At 38.6% G+C, this 18,748-nt stretch carries 17 protein-coding genes and 1 other annotated feature; of the genes, 3 read left to right on the forward strand and 14 right to left on the reverse strand.

Annotation, left to right across the window (positions count from 1 at the left end; translation table 11 throughout):
• Positions 1 to 40 precede the first annotated feature (40 nt).
• Both HZ311_RS05725 and HZ311_RS05730 read left to right on the forward strand, forming a co-directional pair.
• Positions 41 to 775, forward strand: coding sequence for a tRNA1(Val) (adenine(37)-N6)-methyltransferase (locus HZ311_RS05725; protein ID WP_010734235.1), 735 nt, complete (start codon positions 41 to 43; stop codon positions 773 to 775).
• Positions 765 to 1,052: a GIY-YIG nuclease family protein gene (locus HZ311_RS05730; RefSeq protein WP_010734234.1), complete on the forward strand. Its 288-nt coding sequence runs from the start codon at positions 765 to 767 to the stop codon at positions 1,050 to 1,052. Before HZ311_RS05725 ends, HZ311_RS05730 begins: the two co-directional genes overlap by 11 nt.
• Positions 1,053 to 1,173: 121 nt before the next feature.
• On the opposite strand, the gene HZ311_RS05735 is transcribed toward HZ311_RS05730, so the two are convergent.
• The 7 genes from HZ311_RS05735 to hisS form a co-directional block, all read right to left on the reverse strand.
• Positions 1,174 to 3,105, reverse strand: a complete 1,932-nt coding sequence (locus HZ311_RS05735) for an acyltransferase family protein (protein WP_010734233.1) — start codon at positions 3,103 to 3,105, stop codon at positions 1,174 to 1,176.
• 394 nt (positions 3,106 to 3,499) lie between these two features.
• Positions 3,500 to 3,886 (reverse strand): type II toxin-antitoxin system HicB family antitoxin, encoded by a 387-nt coding sequence (locus HZ311_RS05740; protein ID WP_010734232.1) that lies wholly within the window; start codon positions 3,884 to 3,886, stop codon positions 3,500 to 3,502.
• A 34-nt stretch (positions 3,887 to 3,920) separates the two neighbouring features.
• Positions 3,921 to 4,109 (reverse strand): type II toxin-antitoxin system HicA family toxin, encoded by a 189-nt coding sequence (locus tag HZ311_RS05745; protein ID WP_010734231.1) that lies wholly within the window; start codon positions 4,107 to 4,109, stop codon positions 3,921 to 3,923.
• 1,525 nt (positions 4,110 to 5,634) lie between these two features.
• Entirely contained in the window at positions 5,635 to 5,781 is a 147-nt protein-coding gene (locus HZ311_RS05750) for a hypothetical protein (RefSeq protein WP_155237725.1), read from the reverse strand.
• A 249-nt stretch (positions 5,782 to 6,030) separates the two neighbouring features.
• The gene (locus tag HZ311_RS05755) at positions 6,031 to 6,906 is read right to left on the reverse strand and encodes a YitT family protein (RefSeq protein ID WP_010734230.1); all 876 of its coding nucleotides are present in this window, start codon (positions 6,904 to 6,906) and stop codon (positions 6,031 to 6,033) included.
• Positions 6,907 to 7,113: 207 nt separating this feature from the next.
• On the reverse strand, positions 7,114 to 8,880 hold the full coding sequence (gene aspS, locus HZ311_RS05760) for an aspartate--tRNA ligase (protein WP_010734229.1): 1,767 nt from the start codon (positions 8,878 to 8,880) through the stop codon (positions 7,114 to 7,116).
• Positions 8,880 to 10,187, reverse strand: coding sequence for a histidine--tRNA ligase (hisS, locus tag HZ311_RS05765; protein WP_023520426.1), 1,308 nt, complete (start codon positions 10,185 to 10,187; stop codon positions 8,880 to 8,882). Before hisS ends, aspS begins: the two co-directional genes overlap by 1 nt.
• Positions 10,188 to 10,252: 65 nt before the next feature.
• Positions 10,253 to 10,464 (reverse strand) — a binding site (T-box leader).
• Positions 10,465 to 10,594: 130 nt separating this feature from the next.
• Between hisS and HZ311_RS05770 the strand changes: the two genes are divergently transcribed.
• Positions 10,595 to 11,545, forward strand: a complete 951-nt coding sequence (locus HZ311_RS05770) for an aldo/keto reductase (RefSeq protein WP_137072868.1) — start codon at positions 10,595 to 10,597, stop codon at positions 11,543 to 11,545.
• A 157-nt stretch (positions 11,546 to 11,702) separates the two neighbouring features.
• Here HZ311_RS05770 and HZ311_RS05775 read toward each other — a convergent pair whose 3' ends face one another.
• The 7 genes from HZ311_RS05775 to prmA form a co-directional block, all read right to left on the reverse strand.
• Positions 11,703 to 11,975 (reverse strand): type II toxin-antitoxin system RelE family toxin, encoded by a 273-nt coding sequence (locus HZ311_RS05775; RefSeq protein ID WP_010734226.1) that lies wholly within the window; start codon positions 11,973 to 11,975, stop codon positions 11,703 to 11,705.
• Positions 11,972 to 12,193: a type II toxin-antitoxin system RelB family antitoxin gene (relB, locus tag HZ311_RS05780; RefSeq protein WP_010734225.1), complete on the reverse strand. Its 222-nt coding sequence runs from the start codon at positions 12,191 to 12,193 to the stop codon at positions 11,972 to 11,974. Before relB ends, HZ311_RS05775 begins: the two co-directional genes overlap by 4 nt.
• A gap of 92 nt (positions 12,194 to 12,285) precedes the next feature.
• Complete coding sequence (locus HZ311_RS05785; protein WP_010734224.1) at positions 12,286 to 13,545, reverse strand: cytochrome P450; 1,260 nt, start codon at positions 13,543 to 13,545, stop codon at positions 12,286 to 12,288.
• Between the two features lie 579 nt (positions 13,546 to 14,124).
• Positions 14,125 to 14,571, reverse strand: a complete 447-nt coding sequence (dtd, locus tag HZ311_RS05790) for a D-aminoacyl-tRNA deacylase (protein WP_178946527.1) — start codon at positions 14,569 to 14,571, stop codon at positions 14,125 to 14,127.
• An 11-nt stretch (positions 14,572 to 14,582) separates the two neighbouring features.
• Positions 14,583 to 16,796: a RelA/SpoT family protein gene (locus tag HZ311_RS05795; RefSeq protein WP_178946528.1), complete on the reverse strand. Its 2,214-nt coding sequence runs from the start codon at positions 16,794 to 16,796 to the stop codon at positions 14,583 to 14,585.
• A gap of 231 nt (positions 16,797 to 17,027) precedes the next feature.
• Entirely contained in the window at positions 17,028 to 17,789 is a 762-nt protein-coding gene (locus HZ311_RS05800) for a 16S rRNA (uracil(1498)-N(3))-methyltransferase (protein WP_010734221.1), read from the reverse strand.
• Positions 17,790 to 18,737: a 50S ribosomal protein L11 methyltransferase gene (prmA, locus tag HZ311_RS05805; RefSeq protein ID WP_010734220.1), complete on the reverse strand. Its 948-nt coding sequence runs from the start codon at positions 18,735 to 18,737 to the stop codon at positions 17,790 to 17,792.
• Between the last annotated feature and the right edge of the window lie 11 nt (positions 18,738 to 18,748).

The raw sequence follows: 18,748 nt of genomic DNA on the forward strand, positions 1-18,748 counted from the left end.
ATACTACATACGATTAGTTTTTTCATTTGGAGGGAATTAGATGCTTCACGAACATGAACGTATTGACCAATTATATGCAAAAGATATTAAGATTATCCAAAGTTCCCAAGTTTTTTCCTTTTCTTTAGATGCTGTATTGCTTGCTCATTTTGCTCGTGCGCCAAAAACCGGTCAAATCGTTGACCTTTGTTCAGGGAATGGTGCTGTCGGACTATTTTTAAGCAAACAAACACAGGCAAAGATCGATGCAATCGAACTACAGCCACGCTTAGCTGACATGGCTCGACGGAGCATTTCCTTGAATCATTTAGAACAACAAATGACCGTGCATACGATTGACTTAAAAGAAAGTTTATCGGTTGTCAGACACAACTCTTGTGACTTAGTCGTCTGTAACCCCCCTTACTTTAAAGGCTTACCTACAAACAAAAAAAATCCAAATGAGCATCTAGCAATTGCCCGACATGAGATCCATACAACGTTGGAAGAAGTGATCCAAATCTCCGGCAAGTTATTAAAAACAAATGGTCGCTTAGCTCTTGTACATCGCCCAGAACGTTTCTTAGAGATTTTGACCCTTATGCAAACCTATCAGATTGCACCGAAACGTGTTCAGTTTGTTTATCCTAAAGTAGGCAAAGAAGCAAATATTTTATTGATTGAAGGAATCAAGCAAGGAAAAGCCGATGGTTTCAAAGTGTCTCCACCTTTGTTCACCTACGATACGCAAGGTGAGTATACCCCTGAACTCCGTGAGATGCTTTATGGAGAATAACCATTACTTTTATGTGTTGCACTGCCAAGATAATACGTTCTATGGAGGATATACCACCGATTTGGCTCGTCGTTTACAAGAACATAATAATGGCACAGGTGCGAAATACACACGTTTGCAAAAAAGACGTCCTGTAAAAATGATCCATGCAGAAGGATACGCTACAAGAAGTGAAGCCACAAAAGCCGAAGCCGCGTTCAAAAAACAAACACGTCGGCAAAAAGAAACCTATTTGAAGACACACCCTTCTCTTTCTTTACCTGATCAAACGGAGTAAAAAAATTTTAGAGAAAAAGAATGCCTCAACGAAAGATCGGAGAACGATTTTCGTTGAGGCACTTTTTTATAAGAGTTATCCTACTGCTCAGGTCAAAACATTGCTGTCACAACCCCAGTTTTTATTCACTTACTTGAGTACTATCAGATAGAGTGTCGCTCGTACTAGTCGAAGCAGTCTCACTCGTTTTACTTGTCTCTGATTCTTTTGTTCCACCTAATAGTGCTTCACTGACTAGATGGATATAATTCAACATACCATCTGGATTTGGATGGACTTGATCGTCATAGAACCATTCACTGTGACCGTTACTATAACCGTACCAATCAATCACTGTCATGTTATCATATTTCTTTTCCATTTCTGTGAGCATGGCGTTGACTTCATTTTGCCAGCGCTTCGTTGGTACGCGAACATTGACCCAGTAAACTTTGCGATCCCCGATCGCGTTCATCAAGCTATCAAATTGCGCCTCAGAAAAAGAGCCATTTGTTCCTAACCCAATTAATACCGTATCTTTCAATAGATCCCTATTTTTCAATTCTTCGATATAAGGAAGGCTTGTGTAGAGTTGACGACCGACATCGCCATCTACGACTACTTGCGGATATAGTTCTTTTAAATCTGCCGCAGCATCTAACATGACTGAATCACCAAATGCAGTCAGCTCTAGTTGTTGGGCTTTTTCCCCTTGCGCTTTGGTCAAATCATATTTATCCAAAATCGCTTGGTCAATAGGTGCTACATTATTGCCTTGATTATTCTGACTTTTTTCAGCTAGTTTTTTACTTTCAGCAATATTCTTTTGTAATTGCTCTTGGTCCGCTGTCACAGCATTTTTAGGTGCAGTGACGAACCCGACTAAGGCAATCGCTACGACTAAGGTTCCAGGGACCACCCATGGCTTTTTCCAACTGAAAATAGGTTTGGTGAACCAGCCTTTGACGACGCGAAACGTTTGGCTATAATCAAAGCGTGCCAATGGACGTTCGATAAAGCGGTACGACAGTTCACTGATCAATAAAATCAATGTGATTTCAATGACCGTGTGTAACAACACATGATCAGCGATACCTGATACTTTCGCTTCGTAAAAAATCATTACCGGAAATTGGTACAAGTAGATCCCATAACTTCGTTTACCGATCCAACTAAAGACCGGATTCGTCAACCAGCGATTCAAGCTCGCACCGGGATGCGCTGTGACTGCCACAAGAACCATACATAAAAGACTGACTAAAAAGAACCCGCCATAATAGATAAAGCTCAAATGGTCATCTAAGAAAAAGAAAAAGAGGATCAAAATGATCAACGAACTAAAACCCGCTAAATTCAATACTTTCTTTGCTTGTTTAGGGATATTTTTCTTCAATCGCGTACTTGGCCAAACAAAAGCCAATGCACTCCCCATCCAAATCGAGAACAAGCGAGTATCTGTCCCATAATACACACGGGTAGGATCGCCATTTGGCGAGTACAACACCATCATCAAAATCGCTGAAGCAATGGCTGTGCCCATAATGACATAAAAAATATTTTTTTTCTTACGGACAAATACCATGAGTAATACAAAAATGATCGGCCAGATCAGATAGTTCTGCGCCTCTACTGCTAAGGACCAAATATGGGTAAATGGCGACTCATTTGCAAAACGATCAAAATAGGATAATCCATTATTGATCTGCCACCAGTTATTGACATAGAATAAACTGCTGAGTACAACGCCCCGAAGATTATTCAACAATCCTCGCTGGAATAGCGTAATATATGCTGATGCAGTAATAAGCAAGAAAACGAGCCCAGGATACAGTCGTTTCATTCGCCGAACGTAAAATTGCCAAATATTGATTTTTCCATTTTGTTCCCACTCTTGTCGTAAGAGATCGGTAATAAGATAACCTGAAACGACAAAAAATATCGGAACTCCGAGGTAACCACCCTTCATACTTGTTGGCAACAAGTGGTATAAAATAACCCCGATGACCGCTAATGAACGAATCCCATCGAAGCCCGTGATATACCGGCTATTTTTTAATCTTTTTTGTTTTTCCATTCAATATTCCAACTTTTCATAAACTTTTTTCATTCGTAATATACGTGCATTACCAAAAAATAGCAAGCAAAAACTTCATAAAAGTTGCCACTTTATACTATAATCCCATAGTTCATCAAAAAAGAACACATTTTTAAGTAACTTTAACAAAATTTCAAATATAACAAGTTGGCTAATTGTTGCTTGGATAGGGTTTCATTATTTTCTATTATTTTTCGTTGATGGGCGAGAAATAATTGAATGATATCTACTCTTAACAAGGATAAACATCTATACTCCTTGGTTGCAAGCACTCTGTCACTCCTTTTCTATGATCACTTTAATAACTCATTCCTAATTATTACAAAAAAACATCACCTGTCCTTTAGCAGACAGATGATCGTTCTCTTTCGTATCATATATTTAATTTTTGAACCAAAGCTTCAGACATTGTTTTTGAAAAATTTATCCCTTCATTTGTTGCGCGCACATTTAACCAATGAGGAATTTTTATTGTCTTTTTATCTAGTTGGACATCTTTTAAGTAATCATTTAGATCCACAGAAATCAAAGTAGCAAATTCACGCTCAGAATCAATCGAAAGATCATTGATATTAGTTGGCTTTGGCAAAGGTTTATTATTCTCAACTAAATCACCGAGCATGATCCCTAAAGCATCCGATGCAACTTCTAACCCCTCGATAATATCTTTTGATTGTGTCACTGCTCCTTCGATATCAGGAAAATAAATTCCATATCCAACAGGATCCTTTTCAAAAATAGCTGGATAAACTTTTTTCATTCATCTCCCCTTCTTTCGTAACAGCACAGCGGGCTTAAATGCCCACTGCTTTTCGAACAGAATCTTCTACTCTTCTAGATAACTCTTTTGAATGGCTAGTAAGGATAACAGGTCTAGGATGATCCTTTTTAGTGAATTTCCTATGTGAGCCCTTCCCACCTTTCACTTCAACAAAGCCAGCATCTTTCAGTAGCTTTTCTGCTTCTCTGATTGTCATGGGCATTGCACATACCTCTTGACTATTATATAATAATACGTACTGGGCGTACTGTAAAGTTGCAAACTATAGCTTCAACGAAAATAAAAATTCTCTTAAATTATTTTTAAAGTGAGCACATCCTATTATGTAATACTAGTCAATATCTATAATTTCAACTTGTTATTTCCCATGTCGTCTTCTTCAAAGTTACGAAAAACGCCAGAAATTTTTTTAATAATAATTCTTATGACATTCTGCATTCCTAATCGCAGCACACGAATAAAAATACTTTGTGTTTAATTGTATATTTAAAATAAGTGGGGTGGGAGAATCAGCAATGTTAAAATGAAAAATAAACTAGATTGCATAGTAGTTTGTTTATGCACTATTCATATTAGCAGATCGAATCACATTTTTTTGGTTTCCAATTAATATGAAAGGCTAGTTATTCATTGAAATTAATATTATTTATGATATAATTTAGCTACAAAGAAGAATTCTCATAGCTATAATCAAAAACCACTAGCGTGCAGGCTAGTGGTTTTCTTTTACGTTTCTATACGAATTAACGGGTAGGCTTACTGTCTTTTTTGGCAATTTTACAATCAAGCCATTGACAGAAGTAGTGTGCAGCTACCTCTGCTATGATTGCAAAAGTAAAATCAAGAAGAAACTTCATAGCTATAACCTCCTCCCCTTGCCAGAATAGGCCGGGGTAGCAGACAGCACAATTATTATACCATAACTGAAAATACAAATTTTAGTGTTGCCACTGATAGTTTTAGTGTCATTATTCTACAAGTGGCTACCGAAGTAAGAGAAAAAAACTACACTTTTTAACTTTTTTCAAAATAAGTGTTGCCATTTCAATTTTATGAACTCCAGGTTGTAGCATTTCCTCTGAAAATCCATCCCTTTCAAATGTAGTACCGTCTTTTGATTAAAAGGCTAGAGAAATTAATTCGAAGATATCCTCTTTAATGATTTGATCAATTTCCAAGTATTTAATAAGTATCTCTCCTTGTTTTGGAGGTTCGTTCGCCGGCTTCAAGACAATTCAATTGCACAGACAGATTGCTAACGGAACTGTCGTTAGATGCGCCGATTCTATTATTATGTGTTGAGACAAAAACAGGAATACGTTTAGAAATATCTTGTAGGACAGTATTTATTCTGTTGTTTAAAAACATATTATCAAAAGAAGACTCAGGCTCATCAATAAGAAGTAGATCCTATTTGAGTGAATCTTCTATTTTTCTGTGAAAATTATATTCTGCTCGTTGCTCCCCAGAAACGGGATTCAGCTCTTTGTTTAATATGTCAATTTGCATTTTAACAAAGTATTTTACAAAGTCAGCATGCTCTAAAATATCTTTATTTTTTAAGCTTGTAGGTAGTCAAATGGTTGATCATAAAATTTAAAGACTTCAATAAAGGAAGTTCGCTTTTTGATTTTCTAATTGTAAAATCGTAAACTTCGGTTTCGTTCAATATCTTATCTTTTTGTAGTTCTTTGGTTATGTTATTGCACTCATTTATCATTTTTGTATCAATCAATTATTGTCACTTGTTTTAAGATATCTTCTTGCATATGTTTAGCAACCAAGCTAGGAGGAATTTTTTCTAACCCGTCTTGAACAGGTACATAGTCAAGGAAATTACCAATCGTCGTTAGGCCTACATCATCACTAGCCAATTCTACTAATCCAATTTGAATTGCATTGTGGCTATCTAAGATCAGGTAAGTGCTTCATATGATCATACTTCATAAATCTTATGAAAGAAGACGCCTTTTGTCTGTTGAAATATCGATAGCATAAATGATTATTTTCAATTCCTTAATCGCAACAATCATTTCTGGTATTCTAGCGACAAGAAGATCAAAAAAACACAGCGATAACCATTCAGTTATCCACTGTGTTTTATCTAACTAGTTTACTAAAATCTAAATCCCATCTTCATAAAAACGTCCGAGAATTTGAACATTTTCCGCAATACTGACAAATGCTTGCGGGTCAGAAGATTTCATTGCTTCACGTAACAAAGGAAGCTCATAGCGAGTAACGATCGTCATTAAGACTGTTTGTTTATCGTGCTTGTACGCACCTTCTGCTTCATTGATGATCGTGATCCCACGACGCATACATTTTTGGATGGCTTCGATCACTGCTTCAGGATGTTTAGTCACGATCATGACTTGCATCTTTTTTTGTTTCGTATAGACGACATCCGTCACTTTACCACTCACAAAAATCGACAAAGCACTATAAAACATATACTGCCAGCCGAAGAGCAAGCCCGCTACGAAAACAATCAGTGCATTGAAATAAATGGAAATCGAACCGATGGATCGACCTGTTTTTTTACGGATCGTAATACTCACGATATCTAATCCGCCAGAAGACAAACCATTTTTTAATGCTAAACCAATACCAACCCCATTGACGGCACCACCGAATATCGCACAAATGATCGGATCAGTCGAAAGAATCGTTTGTGGCAAAAGATGGATACTAAGCGAGGTTAATGTCACAGTGATAAATGTAAAAATCGTAAATTTCTTTCCAAGTTTAAACCAAGCTAAAAAAAATAACGGGATATTCAATAAATATAATGTGGTTGAAACAGGGATTTCAAAACCAATCACTGATTTAGAAAGGGTCGTTAAGATTTGTGCAAGACCGGTTATCCCACTTGAATAGATGTTTCCTGGTTGATAAAAAAAGTTCAATGCAACTGAAGCAATCAGAGCATAGACGATCGACACCGAAAGTTTGGTCGTATAATCATGATACGCCCAATTTTCGAAAGTTTTTTTCATGAAAAAAGCCTCGCTTTATCTGGTATGCCCTTATTATATGATCTTTTAGAATATAATCAAGAGACTTCTTTGAAAAAAAGATTGGAAATTCCAATATAAGAGAAAAAAAGGTTGCTCCAGTGTCACTAGCACGAATCAATCGCGACTTATCAGTGACTCCTTCACAACCTTGGTATTCCTATGAAAATAACTTCTCTTTCTTATTTGTTATTCAACATCTGTAACATCGATGTTCAATTCAAATAATTGAAGATCAGAAACAGTACTTGGCGCATCACTCATGACATCAGCTGCTTTACCATTTTTAGGGAAAGCAATCACTTCACGAATGTTTTCTTCACCTGCAAGCAACATCACAAAGCGATCAAGTCCCAAGGCAATTCCTCCATGTGGTGGGAAGCCATAGTCTAATGCACTTAATAAGAAACCAAATTGCTCTTCCATTTCTTCTTCAGAAAAGCCTAGTGTTTTTAATACTTTTTCTTGTAATTCTCTTGTATGGATACGTAACGATCCCCCACCTAATTCATAGCCGTTCAAGACGATGTCATACGCTTCTGCGTAGACTTTTGCCGGATCAGTTTCCAATAACTCGACATCGGATGCTTTAGGCATCGTAAACGGATGATGCGCGGAAACATAGCGGCCTTCTTCTGCTGAATATTCAAATTGTGGCCATTCTGTCACCCATAAGAAATTGAATTTTGATTCGTCGATCAAGTCTAATTCTTTTCCTAAGCGAGAACGAATCGCTCCAAGAGTGGCTGCAACGATTTCTTCTTTGTCTGCACCAAACAATAAAATATCTCCAACTTCAGCGTTTGTTGCTTGGATCAATGCTTCAGATGCCTCGCCCATAAATTTCGCAATAGGCCCTTTCAAGCCATCTTCTTCTACTTTTAACCAAGCTAGTCCTTTTGCGCCAAACTGAGTGGCATATTGTCCAAGATTATCTAAATCTTTACGTGAATACTTGCTTGCTGCATTTTTCGCATTCAGCGCTTTGACCACTCCGCCATTTTCAAGTGCCATTTGGAAGACTTTAAATTCAACGTCTTTCACAACCGTGCTCAAGTCGATCAATTCCATGTCAAAACGTGTATCAGGTTTGTCACTTCCATAACGGCTCATTGCTTCATCATATGTCATACGAGGGAATGGTAAAGTGACTTCGATACCACGTACCTCTTTCATCACTTTAGCAATCAATCCTTCTGTATAGGTTTGGATTTCTTCAGCGGTCAAGAAAGTCGTTTCAATATCGACTTGTGTAAATTCTGGTTGACGGTCGCCACGTAAATCTTCATCACGGAAACAACGAACGATTTGATAGTAACGATCAAATCCAGCATTCATCAATAATTGTTTGAACAACTGTGGTGACTGTGGTAAAGCATAGAAATGCCCTGCATGGATACGAGAAGGTACTAAGTAATCTCTCGCGCCTTCTGGTGTTGATTTGCCCAAATAAGGTGTTTCAATATCCAAGAAATCATGGTCATCCAAGTAATGACGGATTGCTTTCGTTGTGTCGTTGCGCAATTTGATATTGTTCGTCATTTTTGGACGACGTAAATCAAGATAACGATACTTCAAACGAATCTCATCACTGATCGTTTGTTCATCCTCAATCAAGAAAGGTGGTGTTTTGGCTTGATTCAAGATAATGATTTCATCCGCGATGATCTCAAATTCACCCGTTGCCATTTTAGGATTGATTGCCAATTCATCCCGATTTTTTACTGTACCTGTCACTTCAATGACATATTCACTACGGCATTTATCTGCGATTTCCCATGCTTCTTTATTGATTTCTGGATTAAAGACAAGTTGAACGATCCCTTCACGATCACGTAAATCGATAAAGATCACGCCACCTAAGTCACGTCTTTTTTGTACCCAACCTTTTAATGTAACTGTTTGTCCTAACTGCTTTTCTGAAACCAGTCCACAGTAAACTGTTCGTTGTGCCATCATTTTTCCTCCTGTTCAGTAGATAATGTCATTTCATCATAGACTTTATCAAAGTGTTCATAAATATCTTCTAGTGCAAAGCTTTTCTCTGTACGATTAGCCATTGATTTGACGTTGATCGTTTGATTTGCTAGTTCATCCGCACCAATCACCAAGACCAACTTCGCATCGGCTTTGTCTGCTGTCTTAAATTGTGCTTTGGCTTTACGTCCCATAAAATCACGATCTGCGGAAAAACCAAAATCACGGATTGCTTGAACGATTTTCAACGCTTCGATATTTGTTTCTTCGCCTAGTGCCACCACATAGGCATCTAATGTATTCATTACAGGGACAGCTACTTCTTCTGCCTCCATCGTTAATAAAATACGTTCGATCCCCATCGCAAAACCAAATCCTGGTGTCGCTGGTCCGCCTAGTTCTTCGACCAAGTTGTCATAACGGCCACCCGCACAAATCGTTGCTTGTGCGCCCATTTTAGGTGCGTCACTCATCACTTCAAAAATCGTATGCGTATAATAATCTAACCCACGAACCATATTGCTGTCGATTTCATAAGGTACATCTAACGCATCCAACATGGCAATCACTGTATCAAAATGTGCTTTTGCTGTTTCACTTAAATAATCTAAGATTGAAGGCGCTTCTGCTACGAATTTTTGATCACGTTTGTCTTTACTATCCAATACACGCAATGGATTTTCATGTAAACGACGTTGTGAATCTTCGCTTAATTCTGCTTCAAACGGTACAAGGTAATCGATCAACGCTTGACGATACGCTTGTCGCGTTTCTTGATCACCTAAAGAGTTGATCACTAAACGGATTTGACTGATTCCTAATTGTTTGAAGAAGTCTAATGCCATCACCATGCTTTCAACATCCGTCGCAGGATTGTCTGAGCCAAATGCTTCGACACCGATTTGATGGAATTGACGTAAACGACCTTTTTGCGGGCGCTCATAACGAAACATTGGTCCCATATAAAATGTTTTGTAAGGTTTTGTATATTCTGGTCCAAATAATTTATTCTCAACAAATGAACGAACGATTGGTGCAGTTCCTTCTGGACGAAGCGTAACATGACGCTCGCCTTTGTCATAAAAATCATACATTTCTTTTGAAACGATATCAGTCGTATCCCCTACACTACGAGCAATCACTTCATAATGCTCAAAAATCGGCGTGCGGATCTCATTATATTGATAATCTTTAAATAATAAACGGGCAGTTTCTTCAACAAATTGCCATTTTTCAGATTCTCCAGGTAAAATATCATTTGTTCCTTTTGGTCTTTGGAAGCTCATCTTTTTCTCTCCTTTTCTTCACGCTATGTAATCAATGCAAACAAAAAACACCCTTGTTCGCCATGAACAAGGGTGAATGATTATTTCATACACGGTACCACCTATATTTGAAAGATTGCTCTTTCCTCTCACGATTAACGCTCGTTTACGGGACGGCTTTGCACGCGTCCATCTCCAGAGTGTCTTTCAGAAACTACTTGTTTTAGATCGCTCTCAGCCACGACGATCCTCTCTTATAAAGCATTTAGTTACTTACTCGCTCTTTCATCGATATTTAGATATTAATTATAACCTACTAAAAACACAGCGCAAAGTCAAGTAGATTCTTATTGATTTCTTTTTCAAAGTCATTTTGATTTAGCTTTTTTTCTTTTTGATTTAGACTAAATAAAAAAGGAGGTAAAAAAATGTCAGAAGTAAAAATTGGTCATTCTCAAGTATATGCCGAAGCAATCGGCTTAGGTGCAAATGCCGTCGGAGGGCACAATCTTTTTTCAGGATTAGCGGATGAAACTGGAAAAGGAGTCGTCAGAGCTGCCTTAGATAATGGCTTGAACCTTATTGATACTGCTTATATTTATGGCGAAGGTCGTTCGGAACAATTGATTGGAGAAGTCTTGCAAGAACCGGCTTATGATCGTTCCCGTATTATTATTGCCACCAAAGCAGCACATCTTCCAGATCAACCGAAAAAATTTGATAACTCTCCTGAATTTTTGAAGAAATCAGTCGATGAAGCGTTAGAACGTCTGCAAACAGATTATATCGATATTTTTTATATCCATTTTCCAGATGAAGCAACACCTAAAAATGAAGCAGTTGCCGCTTTACACGAACTAAAAGAAGCAGGGAAGATCCGTGCTATCGGTGTGTCTAATTTCACTTTAGAGCAATTGAAAGAAGCCAACCAAGACGGCTATGTCGATATCGTACAAGATCAATTCAGTTTGATCCATCGCACAGCGGAAAAAGAATTATTCCCTTACCTCGAAGCTAACGAGATTGGTTTTGTGCCTTATTTCCCACTTGCTTCAGGTTTATTGACTGGCAAGTATGATCTAGAAAGTCCAAAACATTTTTCTGAAGATGATCCTAGAAAGAACAAACCAAACTTTCAAGGTGAACGATATGAACAAATCATCACAGCGGTCGATCAACTCAAACCGCTTGCTGAAAAGTACCAAGCAACTACTGCTCAATTAGTCTTAGCTTGGTATATCGCGCACCCGCGGATTTCATTTGTCATTCCTGGCGCAAAGAAACCCGAACAAGTCGCAGACAATGCCAAAGCTTTGGATATTCATTTATCTTTAGAAGATGCCCAAACAATCGATCAGTTATTCCGAGAGTTTAAATAATACTCAAAAACAGCCACATCAAGAAAATGATGTAGCTGTTTTTTTATAAATGATACAGTAAGCCTCGACTATTTGAATAGGGCTAAAATTGGTTGAAAGAAGTTAATTTTTGGTTGAATAACTTCCATTCAAATTAATCAAATCTATACATAAAACACTATTTATAGATGTCATTTCGATGACCAATTTGTACGATCAAAATCGTTATCACTTCATCATCTATATCTGCAATGATCCGATAATTCCCCACTCTATAACGCCATTCGCCACTCCTATTCGCTACTAACCCTTTACCATATTGTCTGGGGTTATCTGTATTGATAAGATTTTTTTCTATCCATGATAGTATCAAAGAAGCTTGAAATTTATCCATTTTTTTCAATGCTTTTTGTGCACCTTTTTCATAACGGACAAGATATTGCTTCCTCATAATCCTAGTTCTCTTTTCATTTCTTCATGCGAGATACTTTCATCAAGACTCTTATGATCTTTCATCGCTTTATTATAGATATCCATATCAATCTGATCTTCTAGCGTTTCTAATAAAGTTGTCCTTGCCAATTCTGAAACGGTCATTCCATTCAAATCAGCCATTGCTAACATAAATGCTTTTTCTTCGTCTGATACACGAAACGTAATATTACTCATACCTTGACACCTCCTGTATACATTTGTATTACATATCTATATCGTAATACAAATGTATACAACTGTCAATAAAATACTGTATTGCCCCCACGTTACTCTTTATATAACAATCCTCGACTATTTGGATAAGTCGGAAATTGATTGAATGGAATCGTCCAGTCTTGTTCTGGCACAGAAAAGGCAAAACGATTCACTAATTGATCGGAAAAAACGCGTAAACTATGCAACGTGATCCATTCACCTGCGCATCGGTGCATTTTTCGGAAGTCACCGCCACCTTGTGCAATCATCTCATACTCTTCTTCATAAGAGATTTTTTTCGCTTTACCAATATACCGTTTGATCAAAAATGCCTCTGGTGAATCCACTGTCCGTTCATCATGATTTGTTCCATACAAATCTAAGATCACCCAACTGTCTTTAGGGATGCGATAGCCGTCTACTTCTACATCTTGCAAAGCAAAGGCGGGTAACATTGGGAAAAATGGGTAATACCGACGCATCTCCTGAATAAAAGGATCTTGCAGTTCCTTAAAATCGTTTTTTAGTTGTTGATAGAGATCTGGTCGGCTGAAAAGAGCATGCCCCATCAACGCCGCCCATACGGTCAATGCCACGGTCGGCCGAATGATATTCAATAATTCTACCGACGCAATATCCAAAGGCAAAAGATTACCTTTAAGGTCAGTCGCATTCGCAAAAGCATAAAGCGCTACATTTTCTTTTCCGGCTACTGGATTTTCTCGTGCTTCTTCCAACAACTCTTGTGCCCATTTTTCTGATTTTTTCCGATTTTCTACACCTTTAAAATGATCGAGTGGCGAAGTGACTGTCCCACTGATCATAGAGATCTGATAATCTGCCAGTTGGTTGATCTCTTCTTCTGAATAATCCGCTAAGTTGATTCCTGACCATTCACAGATGGCGGTAAAAAGTACTTTTTTACTCAGGTCAAATAACTCAAAAGTACCATGTTGTTGTTCCAATTCATGTGCCAATACTCGATCCAATATTTGATGATAGTCTTCCATTCGCTCTGGTGTCATCAAATCCATAAAAATTGCTTTACGGTGATGATGCTCCGCGCCATCTAAAGACTGCACACCGTCCTTTCCAAATAATGTTTTTTGGACCATTTTAGGCATTGCGCCTTCTCGTTTGAAATTTCTTGGATCATAAAAATGTTTCGCTGCCTCTTCTCCATAGATGATCACAGCTTCCTTATTGAATATCTTTGCTTTCACAACAGGTGATTGGGCTTCTTCTCTTAGCTTTCCAAGCATTTTGTAGCCCTCGTTATAGTATTTTTTGATTTCGGTCATTTTGATATCGACCACGGGAATTTCTTGCATATTTTTTGCTCCTCCTAATAAATAACTTTAGATATTATTAGGATACTCCTTGTACAATAAAACTGACAAAAGAAGTGTTTGAGACAAAGCCATACCATTTATTTCTCTTGAGCTGCCTAACCTCGAATAAAAGGCTTCCTCATCACTAATAAGATTTCATTATAACGTTCTGTGACTCTGTCATTCACCTCATTCCTTCGTCTAGCTTTGTAGTCAACTCGTGAAATGCCTCTTTGAACCGCACGTCTTTTCTAGCATGTTTGTAAAAAGACAAAACATAGACATCATAAAATAAATTATAGCTTCTAAAGGAATATTTTACTTGCAACTAAAAGATATAATGGCATTCTAAAGTAGTGAAAGGGACTTCTTTGATCAATTTTTTGTCTGGTATTGCCCAGTAATCAAAGCCATTATCATAGCGGTGGGAAAGTATCTCGTCTATCGTTGTCTGATTTCTCTCATCTCAGTAATACTAACGAACAAAAAATAAAAATGGCTGCCAAAATGAGGGAGAATAAAAAAAGTCTGATTTTGAGAAACTTCATCAAAATCAGACTGATCTTTTTTATTCATTTATCATTTATTTTGAGAATCAATAATGATCGTCACTGGGCCATCATTCACAAGAGAAACCGCCATATCTACACCAAATTCTCCTGTTTCAACTGTGATTCCTCGTTGTCTTAGCCCTTCGTTAAATGCTTCATATAAAGGAATCGCTTTTTCCGGACGTGCTGCTGCGATAAAACTTGGTCGATTGCCTTTTTTTGTGTCTGCAAAAAGAGTGAATTGAGAAATACTCAACAGCGCTCCTTTGACATCTTCAATACTTAAATTCATTTTTCCTTGTTCATCTTCAAAGATACGCATCTGGGCAATTTTTTTGATCAAATAATCGACGTCTTTTTGCGTATCTGTATCATGAACACCTAGCAAAATCAACAAGCCATGATCGATACGCCCCACTTCTCGTTCGTTGATCGACACAGCTGCTTGACTCACTCGTTGGATCACTGCGCGCAAAGTACTACCTCCTAGCCATTCATCCGGCGTACGCTATATACATCCGGTACAGTCTTGATTTTATCGACAATACTTTTCAAGTGTGACAAGTTACGTATCCCTACTGTCAAATGGATCGTCGCCATTTTGTCTTTATTCGTTCGTGCTTCGACACTGTTTAGATTTTTAGTCATCGCATTCACTGTCTGCAAGACGTCATTTAACATGCCCGAACGATTATAGCCATAGATCTCTAAATCAGCATCATACTCTTTGTTCGTATTTGAAGTGCCTTCCCATTCAACGTCAATCAACCGTTCTTCCACGTTTGGTTTATCCGGTTGGACATTCGGACAGTCTTTGCGATGGATCGAGATACCACGTCCTTTGGTGATATAGCCCACGATGTCATCCCCTGGTACAGGATTGCAACAACGGCTGATCCGGATCAACAAGTTTTCAACACCTTGGATGACGACGCCACCTTCATGACGAACCTTCATTTTTTCAGGCTCTTTTTTAGGTTGATTCATCAACTCTTCTGCTTCTTGTTTTTGTTGCTCGATTTTTTGTTCTTTCCGCTCTTTTTCAGTCAAGCGATTAGCCATCGTCAATGGACTTACTTCGCCATAACCAATCGCAGCATACATATCTTCTTCTGTTTGAAAATTCAAGCGTTCTAATGCGTCGTGTAATTTATTTTTTGAAAGAATCTCCTTTGGTACAAAACCAAGATCCATAATACACTTCACTAAAGCTTCATGGCCCTTCGTCACATTTTCGTCTCGATCTTGCCCTTTGAAGAAACGCTTGATTTTATTTCTCGCTTTACTTGTGGCTACTAATTTCAGCCAATCACGACTTGGTCCAAATGAATTTGGCGAAGTCAGAATCTCGATGATATCACCATTCTTCAATTTGTAATCTAATTGGACCATTTTCCCATTGATTTTGGCACCAGTCGTTTTGTTCCCGATATCTGTATGGATGCTATAAGCAAAGTCTAACGGTCCTGATCCTTTAGGAAGTTCAGTCACATCGCCTTTAGGAGTGAACACATAGACTTTATCACTAAAGATATCGCCTTTCACACCCTCCATGAATTCAGAAGCATCGTAACTTTCATCTTGCAATTCGATGATCTCATGGAACCAACTTAACTGTTTTGTCATCCCATCGGGTTCAACTTTGTCGCCTTTTCCTTCTTTATATGCCCAGTGAGCAGCTACCCCAAACTCAGCGATTTCGTGCATTTCTTGGGTACGGATCTGAATCTCGACAGGGTTGCCAGCTGGTCCGATAACAGTCGTATGCAACGATTGATACATATTCGCTTTAGGCATCGCGATATAATCTTTGAATCTACCTGGCATAGGTTTCCATTTCGTATGGATCGCTCCTAGTACTGCATAACAATCTTTGATCGAATCCACGATCACTCGGATTGCCAGTAGATCATAGATTTCATTGAATTGCTTCTTTTGGTCTTTCATCTTACGGTAAATCGAATAGATGTGTTTCGGGCGACCATAGATCTCTGCAAAAATCCCCAATTCTTCCGTTGCTAAACGGATATCCTCCACTGTACCACTGACATAATTTTCACGTTCTTCTCGTTTTGTTTGCATCAAGTGAACGATTCGATAATATTGCTTTGGATTGAGATAACGCAGCGCCGTATCCTCTAATTCCCATTTGATTCGACTGATCCCTAAACGATGAGCAAGCGGTGCGTATATTTCCAATGTTTCTTGCGCAATGCGTCGTTGTTTATCTTCCCGCAAATGCTTTAACGTACGCATGTTATGTAAACGATCGGCTAACTTCACCATGATTACACGTAAATCTTGAGCCATAGCTAATAACATTTTGCGGTGATTTTCCGCTAGTTGTTCTTCGTGGGATTTGTATTTGATTTTCCCTAACTTCGTCACTCCGTCCACCAACATTGCCACGTCGTTCCCGAAGGCTTCTCTTAAATCTTCTAAGGTTACTTCTGTATCTTCTACCACATCATGTAAAAAACCAGTGGCAACCGTATGGGGGTCCATTCGTAGATCTGCAAGAATCCCTGCAACTTGGATCGGATGGATGATATAAGGTTCTCCTGATTTACGAAATTGTCCCTCATGTGCAGTGGTCGCGTAGTCACATGCTTTTTGCACAAAAGCGACATGTTCAGGTCCCATGTATTGGCTAACCATCTTAATGACGTCAGGCCCTGTTAATATTTCTTCTTTTGGCATGGGAAACATCCCCCTTTCTATTCATAATCAAAACAGATATTTTTTGTCGTGAGAAAGCATTTTTTTATAGCTTAGGATTAAATAATTGTTCTTATTATACCGATTGTGTCAATGATTTTCAATTCCGTACAAAAGGCAAAATCCCACTTTCACTTTGAGGGATCAAGAAAATAGGAAAATTCATACATTTGTTTTGTAGAAGATCGTTATCCCTAACGATTAACTCGCCTATTACTTGCTAAGTGCTTGTAATTCAAGTTGGAAACTTGCGGCACTTAACAAATACAATGGCGCAGTTTCTGTTCGTAGGATTCTTGGACCAAGACCACAAAGAATGCCACCTTGTGATTCGAAATGAGCGATTTCTTGAGGTGATAATCCGCCTTCTGGGCCAAACACTGCAAGGATCCGAGTACCTGGTAAAACAGATTGCAGTATTTTGGCTAAATTAGCGGCTTCCCCTTGTTTTGCTGATTCTTCATATGCAACCAGAAGGACATCATACGAACTGAGCGTCTCATAAAATTGCTTTTCTGTCTCCATTAAAGATACTTGCGGTACGACTTGGCGATGCGACTGTTCCGCCGCTTCCTGTGCAATCTTGACCAACCGCTCTTGTCGCTTTTTGCGTTTTTTGGCATCCCATTTAACGACAGAAGCAGCAGCAGGAAATCCCACAAACCCGTGAGCGCCTAGCTCTGTCCCTTTTTGTACGATCCAATCCAACTTATCCCCTTTAGGATATCCGCTAGCAATCGTGATCTTGCAGGGTAATTCTTTTTGAACACTTTCTTTCGCCACTTCGACTAAGAAGACTTCATTCTCCTTCATTTCACTGATTTCTGCAATGATCGCGATCTGGTCGTTAAATGCTAAATAGACCTGATCTTTCACTGCCATTCGCATAACTCTTACCATATGGTGATAGGCTTCACCCTCTATTACAAAACGCTCTTGTGGTCGATAAGGCTCATCTAGAAAATATCGTTGCATTTAATCCACCTCAGGCTTTTTTAGCATAATGGCATACCAATCTTTTTGTTGGAACACTTGATCGACAACAAAACCTTGTTCTTCCATCGCCGTAAGAACCATTTCTTTCTTCTCTTCAATGATTCCAGAAACGATCAACGTCCCAGTTTGTTTTAGTAAACGCCACGCATCAGGAATCATCAACAAAATGATATCTGCCAAAATATTAGCTACGATCACATCGCTCTCGCTCTCGATGCCTTTTAATAGGTCATTGGCTGACACATGCACATCTTTTGCTACTTCATTTAGGTCCATATTTTCTTTTGCTGAACGTACTGCCACTTCATCGAGATCATACGCATAGACTTCTTTTGCCCCTAAATGCTTCGCCGCAATACTCAACACTCCGGAACCAGTACCGACATCTAAAAGCGTTTCTCCACCTCGCAAGGTCGACTCCAGTGCTTGTAATGTCAAAGAAGTCGTTGGATGCGTACCTGTTCCAAACGCCATCCCTGGGTCTAATGTAATGATTTTTTCTAATGGATCAGTCGTTTGATAACTTTCCCAACTTGGTACGACAGTTAGTAGACGTGTGATCCGAACCGGATGATAATATTTTTTCCAAGCCGTTGCCCAATTGCTTTCTTCGACTTCACTCACCGTCACAATGTTCTTACCGATCGCTAATCCAAATTCGGGTAATTTTGTCACACGTTCTTTGATAAAGGGTAAAATTTCCGGTAAAAAGATCGTTTCAGGGAAATAAGCCATCACGATGGCACCCTCTTCAATCGTTGTAAAATCTTCTTTTGTCAGGATTTCTCCATAAGGATCAGATTTAAAATTTTCGACGTCCAATGAATCTTCGATCGCGACACCACTCGCTCCTGCTTCCATTAAAATATTTGCGACTGCTTCAACCGCTTCACTCGCCGTTTCGATTTTGACTTCATTCCATTTCATATACGTTGCTC

This window comes from Enterococcus mundtii (assembly GCF_013394305.1).
In the GTDB taxonomy this organism is placed as follows: domain Bacteria; phylum Bacillota; class Bacilli; order Lactobacillales; family Enterococcaceae; genus Enterococcus_B; species Enterococcus_B pernyi.